Source organism: Bifidobacterium hapali (genome assembly GCF_002259755.1).
GTDB lineage: Bacteria > Actinomycetota > Actinomycetes > Actinomycetales > Bifidobacteriaceae > Bifidobacterium > Bifidobacterium hapali.
The window spans coordinates 32,248-51,114 of record NZ_MWWY01000002.1; the positions used below are offsets into that span (position 1 = coordinate 32,248).

At 57.7% G+C, this 18,867-nt stretch carries 10 protein-coding genes and 1 pseudogene; 4 read left to right on the top strand and 7 right to left on the bottom strand.

The window, feature by feature from the left end; genetic code table 11:
- Positions 1 to 54: 54 nt before the first annotated feature.
- Together BHAP_RS00320 and BHAP_RS00325 are read left to right on the top strand one after the other, a co-directional pair.
- Positions 55 to 1,308 carry a class E sortase gene (locus BHAP_RS00320; protein ID WP_094728558.1) on the top strand — a complete coding sequence of 418 codons (1,254 nt, stop codon included), beginning with the start codon at positions 55 to 57 and terminating at the stop codon, positions 1,306 to 1,308.
- A 167-nt stretch (positions 1,309 to 1,475) separates the two neighbouring features.
- A complete protein-coding gene (locus BHAP_RS00325; protein WP_094728526.1) occupies positions 1,476 to 2,120 on the top strand; it encodes an anthranilate synthase component II in 645 nt (214 codons plus the stop codon).
- Positions 2,121 to 2,729: 609 nt separating this feature from the next.
- On the opposite strand, the gene pknB is transcribed toward BHAP_RS00325, so the two are convergent.
- The 7 genes and pseudogenes from pknB to BHAP_RS00360 form a co-directional block, all read right to left on the bottom strand.
- Positions 2,730 to 4,967 carry a Stk1 family PASTA domain-containing Ser/Thr kinase gene (gene pknB / locus BHAP_RS00330; RefSeq protein WP_094728528.1) on the bottom strand — a complete coding sequence of 746 codons (2,238 nt, stop codon included), beginning with the start codon at positions 4,965 to 4,967 and terminating at the stop codon, positions 2,730 to 2,732.
- Between the two features lie 296 nt (positions 4,968 to 5,263).
- A pseudogene (locus BHAP_RS00335) lies at positions 5,264 to 6,169 on the bottom strand (serine/threonine-protein kinase); the annotation flags it as partial.
- Positions 6,166 to 7,641: a peptidoglycan D,D-transpeptidase FtsI family protein gene (locus tag BHAP_RS00340; RefSeq protein WP_094728530.1), complete on the bottom strand. Its 1,476-nt coding sequence runs from the start codon at positions 7,639 to 7,641 to the stop codon at positions 6,166 to 6,168. The pseudogene BHAP_RS00335 and the gene BHAP_RS00340, both read right to left, overlap by 4 nt.
- A complete protein-coding gene (locus BHAP_RS00345; protein WP_094728532.1) occupies positions 7,638 to 9,026 on the bottom strand; it encodes an FtsW/RodA/SpoVE family cell cycle protein in 1,389 nt (462 codons plus the stop codon). The genes BHAP_RS00340 and BHAP_RS00345 overlap by 4 nt, the downstream gene beginning before the upstream one ends.
- Positions 9,023 to 10,624: a PP2C family protein-serine/threonine phosphatase gene (locus BHAP_RS00350; protein ID WP_094728534.1), complete on the bottom strand. Its 1,602-nt coding sequence runs from the start codon at positions 10,622 to 10,624 to the stop codon at positions 9,023 to 9,025. The genes BHAP_RS00345 and BHAP_RS00350 overlap by 4 nt, the downstream gene beginning before the upstream one ends.
- A 5-nt stretch (positions 10,625 to 10,629) precedes the next feature.
- Positions 10,630 to 11,166, bottom strand: coding sequence for an FHA domain-containing protein FhaB/FipA (locus BHAP_RS00355; RefSeq protein ID WP_094728536.1), 537 nt, complete (start codon positions 11,164 to 11,166; stop codon positions 10,630 to 10,632).
- A gap of 20 nt (positions 11,167 to 11,186) precedes the next feature.
- Complete coding sequence (locus BHAP_RS00360) at positions 11,187 to 11,888, bottom strand: FhaA domain-containing protein (protein ID WP_094728538.1); 702 nt, start codon at positions 11,886 to 11,888, stop codon at positions 11,187 to 11,189.
- 1,522 nt (positions 11,889 to 13,410) lie between these two features.
- On the opposite strand from BHAP_RS00360, the gene BHAP_RS11795 reads away from it, so the two are divergent.
- Entirely contained in the window at positions 13,411 to 14,790 is a 1,380-nt protein-coding gene (locus tag BHAP_RS11795) for an immunoglobulin-like domain-containing protein (protein WP_094728540.1), read from the top strand.
- 477 nt (positions 14,791 to 15,267) lie between these two features.
- On the top strand, positions 15,268 to 18,261 hold the full coding sequence (locus tag BHAP_RS00370; RefSeq protein WP_094728542.1) for a cation-translocating P-type ATPase: 2,994 nt from the start codon (positions 15,268 to 15,270) through the stop codon (positions 18,259 to 18,261).
- Positions 18,262 to 18,867 lie beyond the last annotated feature (606 nt).

The following is an 18,867-nucleotide window of genomic DNA, read 5'->3' on the forward strand; positions in this document are numbered from 1 at the left end:
GTCGGCGGGATGGCGGCTGATATGCCGCCGAGTATTCCGGTAGGTGGGGGAGCGATGCCCGGCGCGGCGACTGGTTTCGCCGGCGCGTCCGGTTTCGCTGGTCCTGCCGCCGCAACCGCAACCGCGGCAGCCGGTCCCGCCGCAGCTGCCGCGCAGCAGTCCGCGCAAAACGTACCGCTCACGCGTGCCGCCGCTCGCCGCGCCGCGCAACAGCAACGTAATGGTAGCCGTGGCGCCGGTAAACACAGTCTCGGCTGGCAAATCCTCGGCGTCTTCGCAGAAGTACTGCTCACCGCCGCCGCAATCTGCGCACTGTACATCGTCTGGCAAATGTGGTGGACAGGCGTGCAAGCTGAGCACGAGCAGATGTCAACCACACAAGCCGCCAACTGGTCACAGCCGGGCAACGGCGATACTACGAAAATCGCGAAAGCACAGGAAGGCGAGCCGCCGCTGCAGCCGTCATCCGCGAGCACGAGCGAACTGATCGGCACCGCGTATATTCCGCGATTCGGTACCGACTGGAAACGCAACATCGTACAAGGTACTGATCTCGTGCAACTCAACATGCTCGGCCTCGGTCACTACGCGGACTCGCAGATGCCCGGTCAGGTCGGTAACGTCGTGCTCGCCGGTCACCGCAACGGTTACGGTCAGCCGCTCGGCGACGTCGATCTGCTCCAGCCAGGCGACGCGATCATCATTCGTACCAAGGACTACTGGTACGTGTACACGTACACTGATTACGAAATCGTTGGCGCGAACGAGGTTCGTGTGCTCGATGCGAACCCGAAGAACCCCGGTCAGACGCCAACCAAGCGACTCGTTGAACTGCTGACGTGCGAACCGAAGTATTCAACGCCGACGCACCGCTGGATTAGCTACGGCGAGTTCAAGTATTGGGCGAAGGTGTCGGACGGTATTCCGCAGGAAATGGCGACGAGTAACGCGACGACCGGCGTATCGTTCACGAACAACGCGAAGGCGATCACCAACGCGGTTGCGCAAGTTGGCTCGTTCAAGCCGATGATTATCGCGCTGCTCATAGCGTATGTGATCGTGTTCCTCGCGGCTCTCGTGGCGTGGCGGTTCCCGGTATTGCGCGCGATTCGTAACGGCGAGAAGCCGCGTCCGGATGCGAGTATCTACGGTTGGCTGCTGCGGCATCAGCCGGGCGTATTGCCGGTGCGGATTGTACTGCTTGCGATTCTGCTTATCGTTGCTGCGATGGTGGTCGTGGAGTGGGTGTGCCCGTGGGCCGCGTGGAATATTCCGTACTTGCGGGAGATGTCGAACTTTACGGTGTGATTGGTTGGGCCGGCTGCGCTGGCGGCTGGCAGGCGTAGCGACTGCCCGCACCGCTTCCCGCGTGACTGACTTGCGCCGCGAAGTGGATGCCGCGCGCACGGAACGCATACCGTGACGTAGACTGAGCCACAGTGATGAACTGTGGGTCATATCGTAAGGAGAGCAGGATGACGGATTCGGCACGCATACTGGTGGTCGATAACTACGATTCGTTCGTATATACGATTGTCGGGTATCTTAAGACGCTTGGTGTGACGGTTGACGTGGTTCGCAACGATGCGATTGACGCGGCTCAGCCGGGCGTACTCGACGGTTACGATGGCGTGCTGATTTCGCCCGGCCCGGGTGCGCCGGCTGAGTCGGGCGCTAGCGAGGATGTGATTCGACTGTGCGCGGCTGAAAAGAAGCCGATGTTTGGCGTGTGTCTCGGATTGCAGGCGCTCGCTGAAGTATTCGGTTGCACAGTTGACCATGCGCCGACGATTATGCATGGCAAGACGAGTCAAGTCGAGCATATCGATGATGAGATTTTCGACGGTGTGGCTAATCCGATGACCGCAACTCGATATCACTCGCTCGCAGTTGAACCGGATTCAGTACCGGATGATCTGATCGTGACCGCATGGACGCAGGGTGACCATATTATTCAGGGACTCAAGCACCGTGATCTGCCGATGTATGCGGTACAGTTCCATCCCGAGTCAGTGATGACGCAGGATGGGTACCGGTTGCTCGCTAATTGGCTTAAGGTGTGCGGTCAGCCGAGCGCCGTTGTGAAATCCGCCGGCCTTCAGCCCAAAGTCACGAAGTAAAAAACCCTCTTATTTGCGTCCTCGAGCGGCAATACAGGGTGGTATTGCGTACATAGGTAACACCATTGCGTACATATTGGGTCACGCGATGGAATTGACCCGTTTCAATCCATCGCGTGCTCCACATATCCCTGATGTATAGCGCACGGGATGGCAAAATCTTCAATTTTTCCATCCCGTGACCCACGGCAACCTGTTCGCGTGTTATTGCGGCGGAGAGACGGTACAGTTCCGCCGGAATATCACGCAAACCCTGTCCTAAATGTGATATTGCGGCGGATGTAGGGCACTTTTCCGCCGCAATATCACAAAAATAGGGCTGTTTCTGTGACATTCCGGCGGAGAGGTGATACAGTTCCGCCGGAATATCACAAAAATAGGGTCTTTACTGTGATATTGCGGCGGAAGTTAGTGGGTTCTCCGCCGCAATATCACAAAACAACAGTAAGACTCAGCTCCACTTGTCAGACAGCACGTCCATAATTGCAGAACGAGCTGCAAAACTGACTGAGGGGTAGCAACACCGTTGGAACGTTCAACCCGTGTGACTACCCCTCAGTCGGCTACGCCTTGCAGACAAGATGATTCCTAACAAGCCGGGCGGCAGGCTTACTCCTTGTTGGAGGAATTGCTGCCAGAACCGGTAGACCCAGAACCGGAAGAACCGGAAGAACCGGACCCGTTAGAACCAGAGCCGCCAGTCTCATCCTTCTCGGTGCCGCCACCCGTAGTGTCACCACCGCTACCGTTGTTATCCCCGGTATCGGTCGACGTCGCAGCCTTGGTCGTCAACGTCACCTCAGACCCCTCGTCAACCTCCTGACCGAGGCCAGGGTTGAGCGCGGTCACAATCGCGGTGTCATCAGACGGCCCAGAAATCGTAACCTTCAACCCCAGTGCTTCCAGCTGTGCACGCACACCGCTCACCGTCGCACTCGACGTACCCAGCGCGATCGTGGTCGGAATCGTAACCTTCTTCACCGGTTCCTGACCCTTGGATACGACGATCGTCACCGTAATGTTCGGATCAATCGTCGTGCCGGCAGCCGGGTCGGTACTGATTACAGACCCTTGTGCAACCGTGTCGCTGTACTCCTCAGTCGAGCTTGCGTATAGGCCCATCTCTTGCAGCGTCTTCTGCGCGGCTTGCAGCGGCTGATTAGTCAGGTCAGGCATGGTCATGCGGCCAGTCGACACGACTAGTGTAATCGTCGTGCCACTCTTCTGCGATGTGCCAGCCTTCGGATCTGTCTCCACGACCTTATCCTGCTCGATTGTACTGTCGACGCTTTGCACGGTGTCGCTGACTTTGAAGCCGAGCTTGGTGAGCTCTTCGCGCGCTTCAGCCTGCGTCTTGTCGCTCACGTCCGGCACGGTCACCTGCTTAGGACCGGTGGAGAAGAAGACTTCCACGGTCGAACCCTTGGCGACTTTCTGACCGCCGGCCGGATCCTGCTTGGTTACCGTGCCTTCTGCTTTGTCAGAATCGTCGTCGTCGGTGATTTTCGCCGTCAGACCGAGGTCCTTGAGCTGGGTGCGTACCTTGTCTCTGGTTACGCCGGACATGGACGTAAAGTCTGGTACTTCAACAGTTTGTTCGATGACTGTACCGCCGCTCATCATAAAGAAAATGCCGACGATCGCAGCCAACAGTACGATAACGCCGATCACCGAGCCGATGATGATGTTCTTCTTCTTGCGCGCGGCTTGTGCGGCTTCTTCGCGCTGTTCTGCGCGTGATTTGACTGCCGTATTGCCGACCGCAGGTTGCGTCGCTGGAATAACTTCGAACTGACCGGTGACTGGATTGAACGCCTGTGTAGTCGTCGTCTCACCCACGCTCGGCGCACTGCCGGGCACGCCAGCAGCCCCGGGCACGCCCGGCATGGCCATTGTTGCAGTCGGATTGTCCTGTTCAGCTTGCTTGCGCGCCTTCATATTCGACAGATCGGTGAGCGGGTTGAACGCGGCCGCAACCGGCACACCGCCGTTCATAAACGTTAAAATATCAGTTTTGAACTCTGCGGCCGTCGCATAGCGGTTCTGCCGATCCTTGGCCATCGCCTTAGCAACGATTGAATCCCACATTGGCGGCAATCCGGGCACGACTGCGCTCGGCGGTGTCGCCACTTCAGACACATGCTGATACGCGATTGCCACCGCCGAATCGCCGGTAAACGGCGGTCGACCGGTCAGCATTTCGTACAGCACGCAACCGGCCGAATACAGGTCGGAGCGCATGTCAACGGTTTCGCCGCGCGCCTGCTCGGGGGAGAGGTACTGTGCGGTTCCGACCACGCCTTGCGACTGGGTCATGGTCGCTGCGGAATCGTCAAGCGCACGCGCAATGCCGAAGTCCATGACTTTGACCACACCTTGATCAGAGATCATGATGTTGCCAGGCTTGATATCGCGGTGGATAATTCCCATGCGATGCGAGTATTCGAGCGCGTTGAGTACGCCGAGCATGATCTGTTCGGCGTCGCGCTGGGAGAGCGCACCGTTCGCCTTGATGATATCGCGCAGCGTCTGGCCTTTGACGTACTCCATTACGAGGTACGGAAGATGCTCGGTCGAGCCGTCCTCGGCCGTCACTGTTTCTTCGCCCGAATCGTAGATGTTGACGATATTCGAGTTGTTCATCTGCGCGACTGCGTGTGCTTCGCGGCGGAATCGTGACAGGAATATCTTGTCGTTGGCCAGATCGGAACGCATGATTTTGACGGCCACGGTGCGTCCGAGGCGTGTGTCGAGCGCCACTCGTACTTCGGCCATACCACCGCGTCCGATCAGCTGGCCGAGCTGGTAACGGCCATCGGCAAGCGAATTGGGCATAGTGTTGCTCATTGCTGTTCCTTCCATGAGTCCGCGGTTGCGGACGTTTCCAAGCTGTGATCGACGCCGGACGGCATGTCAGCGACCGGCAGCTGCACGATCGGTGCGGCTGAGTTTGCCGGCGGGGCCGGTACAATGACTTCCGGCGCAGCCAGCGGAACCGACGTGGCGGCCGACGTGGCACCAGCCGCCGCCACACTCGCGTTCAGCGACGCCGCGTCCGCCACGATCGGCGCGGCCGGAATCGGCGCATCACCGGCAGGGATGATCGTCTTCGGGTCCATTGCGCGCAGCAACGTGTTGACGGCATGCGGCGCGCTGGCGACTCGACGCGGCATACGACCGGACGGTGGCGCGACGAACGTGTCATCACTGGCCTCGGTCTGCTGATCGAGCAGTCGGCGTTCGATACGCGCCAACGTGCGCGAAACGACGAGCGCATCCTTTGGACGGTCGCGCGGATCTTTCTCCAGCATCGACATCACAAATTGACGTAGCTGCAAATCAACCGTATCGGGCAACGGTGGCACCGGATCGTTGACGTGCGCAGCCGCAATATCCACCGGCGTGGCCCCCGTAAACGGACGGTGACCGCACAGTCCTTCGTACGCGACGACACCGAGCGAGTAAATATCAGATTGCGGCGTCGCCTGCTGGCCTTGCGCCTGCTCGGGGGAGATGTATTGCGCAGTGCCGACGACCATGCCGTCTTGCGTAATCTGCTCCTGATTGGTCGAGTACGAGACACCAAAATCGGTGATTTTCACCTCGCCATTGTCGGAAACCATGATGTTCGCTGGCTTGACATCGCGGTGAATCACGCCGTGAGAGTGTGCGACGAACAGGCCGCGCGCAGTCTGAATAAGTATCGGCAGTAGCTCGGTTGGTGGTATCGCGCCACGCTCGTGATACAGGTCCGCGAGTGACTTCGACGGCACGTATTCCATGATGAGAAAGCCGATGCCATCGTGCTCGTAGTATTCAAACAGTGCGGCGATATTCGGGTGCGCAAGATTGGCGGAATTGTGCGCTTCCGCGCGCAGTCGCTGGAGTTTGGACTCCATATTGGACTGATCGGAGCGCAACGCTTTAATCGCAACCGGACGGTTGAGCTGAATATCATACGCTTTCCAAACTTCGCCCATACCGCCTTGCGCGAGCCGTCGATCGAGCCGGTAACGGCGGTGAATAAGTTGTCCTTCGATCAGTTTCACTTCTTCAACGCCTCCTCCATCAACGACTTCATAATCGGACCCGCGGCGAGCGAGCCGTAGAGATCAGTATTATGCACTACTACCGAGATCGCGATCTGCGGATTGTCGGCGGGCGCGAAGCCCATGATCCAACCGTCGATGCTCTGATTTGCCGTACCGATTTGCGCGGTACCAGTTTTTGCAGCGACTTTCACGCCGTCGATTTGCAGCGACGGGTATTCTTTGGTGATCACGGATTCCATTGCTGTGGTGAGCGTATTCGCGGTATCGGCGCTGAACGCTTTCGTTAACACCTGCGCTTTGGTTTCCGAAATCACCGACAGATCGCTTGATCGCACGCGGTCCACGATCGTCGGCTTCATGAGTACGCCGTCGTTCGCAATCGCGGACGCAATCATCGCGCTTTGCAGCGGGGTGATTTGATTGTCACCCTGACCGATCGACGCTAGCGCAAGCCGATCATCAGTCGGATTATCTGGGAACTTCGACGCGACCGATACCATTGGCGAACCAGTCGAGGTCGTGCCGTCGACGGTAATCGGCTCGTCGTACCCGAGCTTTTCCGCCATTGCACGCACTTTGTCAGCGCCGAGCGCAACACCGAGTTGCGCAAACGCGGTATTCGACGAATACGTGATCGCATCTTGGAACGAGATCTTGCCGTTTGAACCGCCGCCAGCTGCACTGGAGTTGATCAAATCGGTCGCCGTACCAGGCAGAGTGTACGTTGCACCGGCTGGAATTTGCGTGTCGAGCTGGTAGTTGCCAGTTTCGAGCGCAGCCAGAGCCACGATGGTCTTAAACGTGGACCCCGGCGGGTAGAGCTGACGCGTGGCGCGGTTGAGCATGGGGTTCGCTTCGTCGCCGACGAGCTGCTCGAACGCCTTGTTTGCGTCGGCTGTAGCGTGCGTGGCGAGTGTGTTCGGATCGTAGCTCGGCGTGCTTGCCATCGCGAGAATACGGCCGGTTTTCGGCTCGGTCACGACGACCGCGCCGTCACGATCGCCCAAAAGCTGGTACGCGAGTGCTTGCAGTTTGGAATCGATCGACGTTTCGACAGACGCGCCAGTATTCTGCTCGCCGGACAGTACTGCCTTGAACCGCTCCCACAGCAGCTCGTCAGCCTGTCCGCTCAGAAGATCGTTACGCGATCCTTCGATACCGTTGGACGTTGGTCCAGTGCCGTGCGTAATCGAAAAATAGCCGGTGATCGGAGCGTACAGTGCTCCGTCGAAATATTGACGCTGGTATTTGAACGAGTCATTAGTGCCGATTGATTGCGCGATGACAGTGCCGTCGGACGTGAGGATTGCGCCGCGCGGCGTGCCGTACGTGCGGTAAATCGAGCGTGCGTTGCGTGAGTCAGCGTTGAGATTATTGTCGACGACTGCAGTGAACACGGAGCTGGAGATGCCGAGGATGACGAACAGGACGAGGACTGCCGTGAACAGTTGACGTAAGGATTTGTTCATCGGACACCACGCTCCTTGAGTTCATGGTCGCGCAAGGCGGCCAGCGCCTCATATTGGAACGTTTCTGATAGATCGGTGGACGGTTCTGGCTTGTTTGCTGCGTTCGAGATTACGACAAGCAGTGCTGCGAGCACGTAGTTGGCGATAAGTGACGAACCGCCGGCCGCCATGTAGGGCATAGTGAGACCGGTTAACGGAATGACGAGCGTGATACCGCCGACGACCGTGAAGACTTGGAATGCCATCGTGAACACGAGTCCGGAAGCGAGCAGTTTGCCGAAACCGTCTTTGATTTTCATGGCCGTGATGAATCCGGACGCAATGATGATCAAATACAGCATGAGTACGGCTAGAATACCTGCCAAACCGAGTTCTTCGCCAACGGAGGCGTAAATATAATCTGAGTTTGCAAACGGCGTGATATCCGGGTGACCTTGGCCAAGTCCCGTGCCAGCAAGCCCGCCAGATGCGAGGCCGAACAAGCCGTTGACGATCTGATATGAGCCGCCGAATTCTTGGTTGTACAACGTGTTATCGAACGGGTGCAACCACGCGTCCACGCGCGCGCCAACATGGCTGAAAATACTGGATGCCGCCACGGCTCCGCCTGCGAAAGCGAGCAAACCAATCACGATCCAGCTTTTGCGACCGGTTGAGACGTACAACATTGCGACGAACATCGCGAAAAACATGAGCGACGTGCCTAAATCGTGCTGGATAATGAGCACGCCCATCGACACGCCCCAAATAATAATAATCGGGCCGAGATCTTTAATACGGGGCAGTTGAATCCCTAAGAATTTCTTACCGCCTACGGCCAGCTGGTCGCGATGATCGAACAGGTATGCGGCAAAGAAGAACGCGAGGAACAATTTGGCAAACTCAGCCGGCTGCACAGTGCTGTTCGTGAACGGGATTTTAATCCACACGCTTGCGCCGTTGATATCAATGCCAAGGCCCGGAATCATAGGGGAGAGCAGCAAAATCAGGCCCACGACCATACTTACATACGAAAATCGGCGCAAAATACGGTAATCCTGTAAGGCCACAATAAGCGCGCCACAAATCACCAAAGCCGCGGCCGCCCACAGCAATTGACGAAAACCGACTGCCGTATCTTTGGCGTGGTCGATGCGCGCAATCATCATCGTACCGATCGCGTTCAGCAGCAGTACGCACGGCATAATCGACTGGCTCGCATACGGCTGGAACCGAATCGTCAACGCCCACAGCACGAGATACAGTGCGGTGACTATGCCAAGCGAGATCGCGTAATTCGTTGGAAATCCGCCAGTTGTGCGCTCAAACATTTGGAAGAACGCGACAAAACCGATGACGATAGCGAACAGCAACAGCGAAATCTGCCGCAGCCGAGTTTGTATCATTGCGCGTTACCTCCCTTCGTTGAGTCGCTCGAGTTCTCGGACGAATCTGGCTTGCCGTCCCCGTTGTTGTCGATCGCATCGTCAGCAGCGCCGAAACTCGGCGTATCCGACTGGCTCTTCTGCGCTTCCTTATCGCGTTCCTTCTCAATAAACTCAGCGTGCGCGGTGGCCGCGTCGAGCGAGTCAACGGTAATCCCCTGCTCAAGCTGCGACTGCCACGATTGTGGCAAAGAAGACACCTGAATATCGGTTTTCTTCACCTCATGCGACAGCGACAGGCCGAACAGATTCGTGTTCACGCCTTGATAAATCGCGATCACACCGTCGCTTGACGACGCGAGATAATACCGCGTTTGACTCCACGCATACGCACCCCAGCCGCAGCCAGCCAGCGCGGCCGCGGCAATAATCGAGGCGAACAGCACAATAAACCGGTTGCGATGCCGACGGGTGCGCGTTACTTTGCGCTGTTTAGCTTGCTCGCGGTGAATCGCGCGCGCGACTTCTGGGTCGCTTGGGTCGGTGGTGATCCGGCCATCGGACTTCTGAACGACTGGAATTTCGCCAGTATCAGGCACTTCACGATCGCCGATTTCCTCACGGACAGTCGACGGTTGTGCGACGCGCGAGGTCGGCTGTTTCGCTGCGACCTGCTTATCTTTGCCTTCGTTACTGTCTTGGATGAGCTTGGCCGCGCGCGTGGCCGGCGAACTCAAATCGGGCCGCAGTGCGGGCGCGGTGGCGACCGGTGCGTTGACGATATCCGCGATCGTTTCGAGGCTAGAACTTGCCGCACCGCCGACGAGCAGCGTTTGATGCGGCAGATCGAATGCGTTGGCGTCGAGCGCGAGTGTTGCATCGGCGATCACCGCAGTCACGTTATCGGTACTGCCGGCCTTCAACGCCATGCTGACGAGCCGTTGCGCGCACTCTTCCTGATCAGTGCAATCGGCCAGTACTTGTTCGATTGTCGAGTCTTCGAGCACGCCACACAAGCCGTCCGAGCACAACAGCCAACGATCCGCAGGATGTGCCTTGCGGATCGCGATATCAGGTCGTGGGTCGATGTCGAAATCACCGAGCACGCGCATCACCACGTTACGTTGCGGATGATTCTTCGCTTCGGACGGCGTGATGCGGCCCATATCAATCAAATGCTGCACGTAACTGTGATCATGCGTCATGCGCGTGAGTTTGCCGTCGCGCAGTAAGTACGCGCGCGAGTCGCCGATATGCGCGAGAACCCAGTATCCGGACACGAGTACCAACGCGACAACCGTAGTGCCCATGCCGGCGAGCTTGCGCTCGTGTTTCGCTTTGCCGACGATCGCGTCGTGCGCGGCGATTACGGAAGATTCGAGTACGTGCGAAACGGTTTGGATGTCGCCGTCGACATCATCCTGCTCGATATGCGCGAGCGAACGGATTGCAATCGTAGACGCAGTATCACCGCCCGCGTGACCGCCCATGCCGTCGCAGATCGCGGCCAAATGTTCGCCGGCGAACGACGAATCCTGATTGTTAGCGCGCACAGTACCGACGTCAGAAACCGTCGTCGAGTAGAGGAAAAGCGTTTGTGAAGCAGCAGAATTTGGCATCGCGATCACCTCAGTTCGAAGGTGGTCGCGCCGATGCGCACCGGCACACGCGCCGCAAGAATCGTAGGCGTATTAATACGCTGGCCGTTGACCACAGTGCCGTTCGTACTGCCGAGATCTTCAATCGCCCACGAACCGGTGACAGGGTCCTTATATACGCGCGCATGATGCGACGATGCGAACTCGTCTTCCAACACCACGGTATTCGACGCGGCACGGCCGAGCGTAATCGAACCGCCAGTCAGCGGCACTGACGCGCCGGCAAGCGGACCGTCAATAATCACGAGCAATGTTAAATCGTTATTCGCTTGGCTGGCACGTTCAGCGACCGGAGTGCGCACCGGGACGGCCGTTGACGTCGCCACGGGCGCCGGGGATGCGGCGGCCTTGCGCGCACGACGCTCTTTACGGCGATGCGTGCGCGATGTGCGCGGACTAAACGTCTCCATATCCTTGTGCAGAGAACGCATGGCAAGCCATACGAACACCCACAGCAGGGCGAGCAGTCCGTACTTGAGAATGGCGAAGGTCAATTCGGTCATAGAACGGCTCCTTCGCGGGCTTACTCCTGATCCTGCGCGGAAGCCCAGTAGAGGATACGCGTGCGGCCAATGGTGATCGTGTTGCCGTCGAGCAGCGTGGCGATCGGGACCTGATGGCCTTCAATATACATGTGATTAGTGGAACCGAGATCGCGCGCGATAACACCGTTCGGCGTGATATCGATTTCCATGTGACGGCGGGAAATACCCGGGTCGTCGATGATGATGTCGCAGCCGGAGCCGCGGCCGATCACGGTCTTTTCCTTGGTGAGTAGGTATTGGTTGCCGTTGACTTCGAGCATCGGGTTGGACTGCGACTGTTCGTTCGTGGTGACCGGGACTGCGTTGCCTTGCACCGATTCGGAGCTTAGGTTGAAGTTGCCTTTGGTCAGGTCGAGATCTTCTTCAAAGATGACGACGACCGGGCCAACGAATGCGTAGTGCTGGCTCTTGGCGTACTGGGTTAGATTGTCGGCCAGCTCGTTGGCGAGGGTTTCGGACCCCCACTGTTCGATGCGGTCGAAATCGGGGGTGCTCAGCTTGAAACGATATTCGTTCGGAGCCACTGTGCGGTCGCGGCCTACTGGCATCGCCTCATTGTCGATTTCGCGTTCGAGGGCGCTGGAGAGGTCGACGGGCTGCAGGTCCTTAGACCCGAACTTGGCGAACACGCCATTGACCGCGCCTTCTACACTTTTCTCAAAACGGTCGAGAACGCTCATGGTGATCCCTTTCTACATATCTTCGTCCATCCTACGCGGCAGTGGGGAATTAGGCCAAAATTTCGGCCCGATTCGTTACATTTGGGTGCAAAATTTCCACGTCATCGCGGGTTTGGCTCGCGCAGCGCGCCCAAAATCGCAAACGAGCCGCCCGCCCAGCAAAGCGTTTTATCTCGGCTCCCCTTGAAGGACGTTGCCGTTAAGCAAACAGCAGAGCTGTTTGTAGGCAACGTGCTCGCCGACAGGCGAGCCAGAAAAACGCCGCGCGTAGCGCGTCTGGAATTGCTGGTTCGTTGCCGTTAAGCAAACAGCGGAGCTGTTTGTAGGTGCTGTGTGAGCCGACAGGCGAGCCAGCAAACTGCGCGCTTCGCGCGTCCCTAATTGCGGGACGAGCTGTCGACGAAGTCGACTGAGGGGTAGTCACACCCTTGGAACGACCAACCCGTGTCAATGCTTGTTGCCTCTCGTGAGTGTGTTGATCGTCCATCATCCATCGCTCTCTGCCACACAACCGAAAAATCGTTAAAAATCCCGTTGTGTGGCAATTCGTGTTGCCACACAACTGTTGTATAACGTTATATCCCGTTTGTGTGGCAAACCTAATAATCCTTAAATTGTTGGAATTTCAACGTTTTTGAGTAGTATGCCCCCGTACTCGTTTTAACGGGTGTTGCCACACAACCGAAAAATCGTCGAAAATTCGTTTGTGTGGCAAATCTCGTGTACACACAACTGTCATATAACGTTATACCCATCTTGTGTGGCATGGGTTTTCGGGTTTGATGGTCGTATGTCATGGAATTGGGTGTGTGAACGTGACATTATGGCGGTCAGTGGTGTGATGATCGCCGAATTGTCACGCTGGTGATTGCCTGAGCGTGATGTTTTGGCGGCAAGAGATGGGCTGATCGCCAAAACATCACGGTAATGCGCTTCTAGGCGTGATGTTTTGGTGGTGTTGAATGGTTTGATCGCCAGAATGTCACGCTACTTGTTCTTTTTAGTGTGCCGTTGTGGTGGGTAGTGGTGTGATGGTGGTCATGATGTCACGTATGGCTGTTTCACCGTGTGGTGGTTGATACGGTAGTGGCGGTTTTTGCTCGCTGAGTGCTCCTCAGTGAGCGTTTTCTGCCACTCATGACGCAGCGTGGCGGAAAACGCTCGCTAAGACGGTGCTCAGTGAGCGAAAACCGCCACGCGCGAGTAGGAATGGCGGTTTTTGCTTGCTGAGAGCACTGTTAGTGAGCGAAAACCGCCACGCGGTTTGACCTTTAGCCCCTATTTCATTCCGTTAGCCCCATTTCATTCCGGAATGAGCTTTGGTGTGAGTTTGGCTTGGGGTTTGGACTGGTTCGGCCTAGTTTGGACTGAGCGTTTAGCTTGGCGGTTGGCCTGAGTGTTTCAAGCGTTGTGACTGTTTTTATGGCTTTGGGTTGATTGTGGTTGGTATGCCGGGCGTTTTTGTCTCGGGGGGGGGTATTGGTGAGAGTGTCTTATCAGACCTCGTGAGAAAGGACATACTATGCGAGGTGGTTGGAAGAAGGGACTTGGCATTGTAGCCGCGACAGCATGCTTGCTGGCAATGATGCTAAGCGGTGCAAGCGTGGCGAATGCATATGAAACATCGCCGAATGTGGACCCGCGACTGTCGTTGACGTTGTCGGGTGACACGTTGACTGCTGAGAACGTGAATCAATTGGGATACACGTATAGTTCCGAGGGGTTGGAACCTGGTCAAACAGCGTCGTATGGCATTGATTTCGCGGTGTCGCCTGTCTGGGCGGATGGAACACCCGTTTGTTGGGGAGGCATGGATGATGATGACCCGACACATGCTTATTGTGGCAAAGGTGCTGATTTTGAAGAAGATCTTGATTACACTGTGGCGATGAATCCGCCGCATGAGACTTTTTACTATGCGTTTAATACGATTGAAGTGAATATTGCTGCGGGGCAGGCTCCTGTGAGTGGTTTAATGCCTGAGCATATGCGTCAAGTGTTGGCTGCTTGGTTGAACAATGATGCGATTACTGGTGTAGCAATCCATCATTATGTTTCTGGTGGTTCTGGTGGTAATGGTATTGGCGTAGGTGGCATTGCTGGTTACGAAGATTACTTGGTTATGTTTGATCGTCCGGATACGCAGGCTCCGAAGTTTGCTGGTGTGTCTGATGTGACGTTGCCTATGGGATCGTCGTTTGATCCGTTGGCTGGTGTGAGTGCGTCTGATGTGACTGATGGTGATGTGACTGGGAATGTTACGGTTACGTCGAATCCGGTTGATACGTCGAATCCGGGTGTGTATACCGTTGAATACTCGGTGAAGGATAAGGCTGGTAATACTGCTACCGCGAAACGTACGGTGACGGTTACTACTGTTGTCCCGTCTGAGGGTGATTTGACTGAGGACACGCAGGCTACTGGTTTGATTGCTGCTACTTCGGTGACTGTTGGCGGTGAAGTGACGGTGAATGTTGGTGCTGATCATGCGGGTGATAAGGCTGACGTGACTATGTTCTCTACGCCGCGTGTGCTTGCTACTGGTGTTACCGTGGCGTCTGATGGTACGGTGAAAGTAAAGGTTCCGTCTGATACGCCTGCTGGCACGCACCGTATTGCGGTGAAGTTGTGGTCTGATCCGTCGAAGCTGGTGTGGGATAGTGTGACCGTGAAGGCTGCGGCTCAGCAGCCAGATAATAATACGGGTTCCGAGGATAATACTGCTGGTACTGATACGCAGAAGCCGACTCAGCCGACTGAGAACAACACGAACACGCAGAATCCGCAGGCTAAGACGGATACTCTGCCGCAGAGTGGTGCTGGTGTGATGACTGTGGTCGCGATCATGCTCATCCTCGCTGCCGCGGCTGGTGTCACGGTAGTCATCCGCCGTCGCGCGTGATAAATAGTATCCTTGGCTCCCCTTGAAGGACGTTGCCGTTAAGCAAACAGTCCAGTGGACTGTTTGTAGGCAACGTGCTCGCCGACAGGCGAGCCAGTAAACTGCGCGTAGCGCGTCCTTTATTGCGGGTCGAGCTGTCAGCGTAGCTGACTGAGGGGTAGCACACCTTCGGACGCTCCAAGGGTGTAACTACCCTTCAGTCGACTTCGACGGCTCCACTAGCAAGGGAGCCGTTTTTTGTTTCGCTGACAGCGTCACGCAATTGCACACACACTATGCGCAAAATTGGGCAACATGCCTAGCGTGTGTGCCACGCCGTGGTTACGACCTTATGGAATAATGGCACGCGTACGCATCGGCAGCAGTTGCGCCGGTGCCCACAAAACCGCGCAGCTTTATCGCGCGCACCGGATGTAGGGAACGAATCCGAGCAGTGCGAGGGCTGACTACTCCGCGGCTATACCAAGGAGAAAGACAATGGTTGATCGTAACGGTCAATCCAAGGCGTCCGCAGTGAACGAGGACGCTATTTCAGAAGAAGTACGCGCTCAGCAAGCGCTGTTGAACAATACTGACCCTTCGCTGACCGACGCGGCTGACGTAGCCAAGGCGCTGAACGTCGACACGGCTACCGGCCTGACCTCGGCCGAAGCGGCACGCCGACTCGAAAAGTTCGGCCCGAATCAGCTGGCCAGCGCGCCGCCCGTGCCAAAGTGGAAGAAATTCCTCGCACAGTTCGAGGACCCGCTGGTCTACCTGCTGCTCGTCGCCACCGCAATCTCGGTGGTCGCATGGTTTATCGAACGCGCCAACACGCCGGGCGCTGGCGAGCCGTTACCGTTCGACGCACTCGTCATCGTGCTCATCCTGATCGTCAACGCCGTCCTCGGCTACATTCAGGAAGCCCGCGCCGAACAGGCCGTCGCCGCGCTCGCGCAAATGACCGCGCCGCAAACCGCAGTCCTGCGCGACGGCAAAGTCGTCCATATCAACACGACCGACGTCGTCCCCGGCGATATCGTCGTACTCGGCGAAGGTGACACCGTCTCCGCCGACGGTCGACTGTTCGCCGCCGCATCCCTGCGCATCGCAGAAGCGAGCCTGACCGGCGAATCCGTGCCGGTCGGTAAGAAGCCGGAAACGCTGGCCGAAGCCAAGGCTCTCGGCGATCGCGCGAACATGATCTTCAACGGCACGTCCGTCACGCAGGGTACCGGCCGCGCAATCGTCACCGGCACCGGTATGAATACGCAGGTCGGTAAAATCGCCGACATGCTCGCCGCAACCGACGACGAAGCCACGCCGCTGCAGAAGGAAATGGCTCACGTTTCCAAGATCCTCGGCCTCGCCGTGTGCATTATCGCCGTGGTCGTGCTGGCTGCGCTCGCCATCACGCAGGGCTTCCACTCAGTGCACGACATCATCGACTCGCTGCTGCTGGCTGTTTCGCTGGCCGTCGCCGCGGTGCCGGAAGGTCTGGCTGCAATCCTGACCGTCGTGCTCGCGCTCGGCGTGCAGCGCATGGCTAAGCACAACGCGATCGTCAAGAAGCTCTCGTCCGTGGAAACGCTGGGTTCCGCGTCCGTGATCTGCTCCGATAAGACCGGTACGCTGACTCGTAACGAAATGACCGTCGAACGCGTGGTCACGCCGTCCGGCGAAGTGCAGATTACCGGTACCGGTTATGCGCCGGAAGGCCGCATGGTCATGGTCGGCGCGGCTGACGGCGATCTGACTGTTCCTGCCGAAGTGTCTACCGAAGTCATGGCGACGCTCGGCGCTGGTACGCTCGCAAACGACGGTGACCTGCGCGAAAGCGAATCCAAGCCCGGTACGTGGGAAGCGATTGGCGATCCAACCGAAGTCTCGCTCATCGTTGCCGCGCGTAAGGTGCACGCCGATCGCAAGTATGCGAATTTCGAGCGCGTGGCCGAAGTACCGTTCACGTCCGAACGCAAGCGTATGGCGATCGTCGCGAAAGACAACGCCGACGCCGGCAACTTGACCGTATTCGCCAAGGGTGCGCCTGACGTGCTGCTCGGCTACTGCACGCGCATCGCCGTGGGCGGCGCGGTTCGTCCGCTCACCGAAGGCGACCGTCAAACGATTCTCGCAACCGTCGAGAAGCTGTCCGGTGAGGCGTACCGTACGCTGGGTGAGGCGTACCGTCCGCTCGGCGTTTCCTCGCTGACCGACGTGCCCGGTATCGTCGCGAACTCGGCTGGTCAAGTTACCGATATCGCCGAACAGTCCGACGTGATCGAATCCGACCTGATTTGGGCCGGTATGGTCGGCATCATCGACCCGCCGCGTACCGAGGTGCGCGATTCGGTCGCCGAGGCTCACCGCGCAGGCATCCGTACGGTTATGATCACCGGCGACCACCCGCTGACTGCGGCGCGTATCGCTTCCGATCTTGGCATTATCGCCAAGGGTGGTCGCGCGCTTACTGGCGACCAGCTCGATGCTCTCGATGAAGCCGGTCTCGACAAGGCGACTTCTGAAGTCTCCGTGTACGCGCGTGTGGCCCCGGAGCACAAGCTCAAGATCGTCGAATCGTTGCAACGTCAAGGCAACATCGCCGCTATGACCGGCGACGGCGTGAACGATGCGCCGGCTGTTAAGTCCGCTGATATCGGCGTGGCGATGGGTATTACCGGCACCGAAGTCACGAAGGAATCCGCGAAGATGATTCTCGCGGACGACAACTTCTCCACCATCGTCGCCGCCGTGCGCGAAGGCCGTGTGATCTTCGACAACATCCGCAAGTTCCTGCGCTACCTGCTGAGCTCCAACGTGGGCGAGGTGTTCACCGTGTTCGGCGGCGTTATGCTCGCCGGTGTGCTCGGTATTACTCAGCCCGGCACGCAAGGCGTGACCGTGCCGCTGCTCGCCACGCAGCTGCTGTGGATCAACCTGCTCACCGATGCGGCTCCGGCCCTCGCAATGGGCGTTGACCCGCAGACCGACGACGTGATGGCTCGCCGTCCGCGTCGCCTGACTGACCGCGTGATCGACAAGGACATGTGGATTGATATTGCGTTTATCGGTCTGATTATGGCCGCGGTGACGCTGATCGGCATGGATATGCACCTCGCGGGTGGCCTGTTCACCGACCGTTCCGTGGACGCGCTCGGCCACGATGCGCAGATGACTGAGGCTCGTACGATGGGCTTCACGATTCTCGTGTTCGCGCAGCTGTTCAACGCGATTGCTTCGCGTTCGTCTCGCCAGTCCGCGTTCGTGGGTCTGTTCAGCAACAAGTGGCTGTGGGGCGCGATCGGCATTTCGATCCTGCTGCAGCTGGTGGTGATTTACGTGCCGTTCCTGAACGAAGCGTTCGGCACCACGCCGCTTGACTTCGTGGCATGGTTCGAGTGCATCGGACTCGCAGCGGTCGTGCTCGTGGCCTCTGAAATCTACAAGGCGGTCATGCGCGCTGTTGACAAGCGTCGCGGCGTAGTCGCGTAGCGAGCTGCTATCGCTCTCGGCTCCCCGTGCTGGGGGCTGTCCCCGGGCATAATCGTGAGATTATTCGTGCGAGTACTCCGCTCCCCGTGCTTGGGGGCTGTCCTTGGTCAGCCAGCCAATTGAGAGACTTGCCACCTCGGCTCCCCTTGCTGGGGAGTTGTTCGATGGTGGGAACGCAAAACGAGCTTGTGAGCACTCGGCTCCCCTTGCTAGGGGAGCTGTCAGCGTAGCTGACTGAGGGGTAGTCACACGGGGTGGAGGCCACAAAGGTGCGACTGTCCCTCAGACCTTTACACGACCAGCTCCCTCTGACGAGTATGTTGCCCGTCAGAGGGAGCTTTGTTATAGGTACGCAGGCCGTTGCGTTATCGTCGTGTTAGTGCTGACTTAAGGTCGTTTTAGGTGTGGATAGAGGCCGTAACTCAGCGCTATCGCCTCGTTTCCATTGACTTACGGCCTCCAAAACGCCTCCGGAAGGCCGTAAGTCAGCAGGAGTGACGACACACCGCTGAGTTACGGCCTTCTGAGGGCATGAAAAAGGCCGTAACTCAATGACAGGATGTGGTTCCTGCTGAGTTACGGTCGTTTGAGATATGGAAACAGGCC

Bases quoted from the DNA above. Each gene is read 5' to 3' on its own strand.
- BHAP_RS00320 (WP_094728558.1), top strand. From the start codon at position 55: ATGCCCGGCGCGGCGACTGGTTTCGCCGGCGCGTCCGGTTTCGCTGGT.
- BHAP_RS00325 (WP_094728526.1), top strand. From the start codon at position 1,476: ATGACGGATTCGGCACGCATACTGGTGGTCGATAACTACGATTCGTTC.
- pknB (WP_094728528.1), bottom strand. From the start codon at position 4,967: ATGAGCAACACTATGCCCAATTCGCTTGCCGATGGCCGTTACCAGCTC.
- BHAP_RS00340 (WP_094728530.1), bottom strand. From the start codon at position 7,641: ATGAACAAATCCTTACGTCAACTGTTCACGGCAGTCCTCGTCCTGTTC.
- BHAP_RS00345 (WP_094728532.1), bottom strand. From the start codon at position 9,026: ATGATACAAACTCGGCTGCGGCAGATTTCGCTGTTGCTGTTCGCTATC.
- BHAP_RS00350 (WP_094728534.1), bottom strand. From the start codon at position 10,624: ATGCCAAATTCTGCTGCTTCACAAACGCTTTTCCTCTACTCGACGACG.
- BHAP_RS00355 (WP_094728536.1), bottom strand. From the start codon at position 11,166: ATGACCGAATTGACCTTCGCCATTCTCAAGTACGGACTGCTCGCCCTG.
- BHAP_RS00360 (WP_094728538.1), bottom strand. From the start codon at position 11,888: ATGAGCGTTCTCGACCGTTTTGAGAAAAGTGTAGAAGGCGCGGTCAAT.
- BHAP_RS11795 (WP_094728540.1), top strand. From the start codon at position 13,411: ATGCGAGGTGGTTGGAAGAAGGGACTTGGCATTGTAGCCGCGACAGCA.
- BHAP_RS00370 (WP_094728542.1), top strand. From the start codon at position 15,268: ATGGTTGATCGTAACGGTCAATCCAAGGCGTCCGCAGTGAACGAGGAC.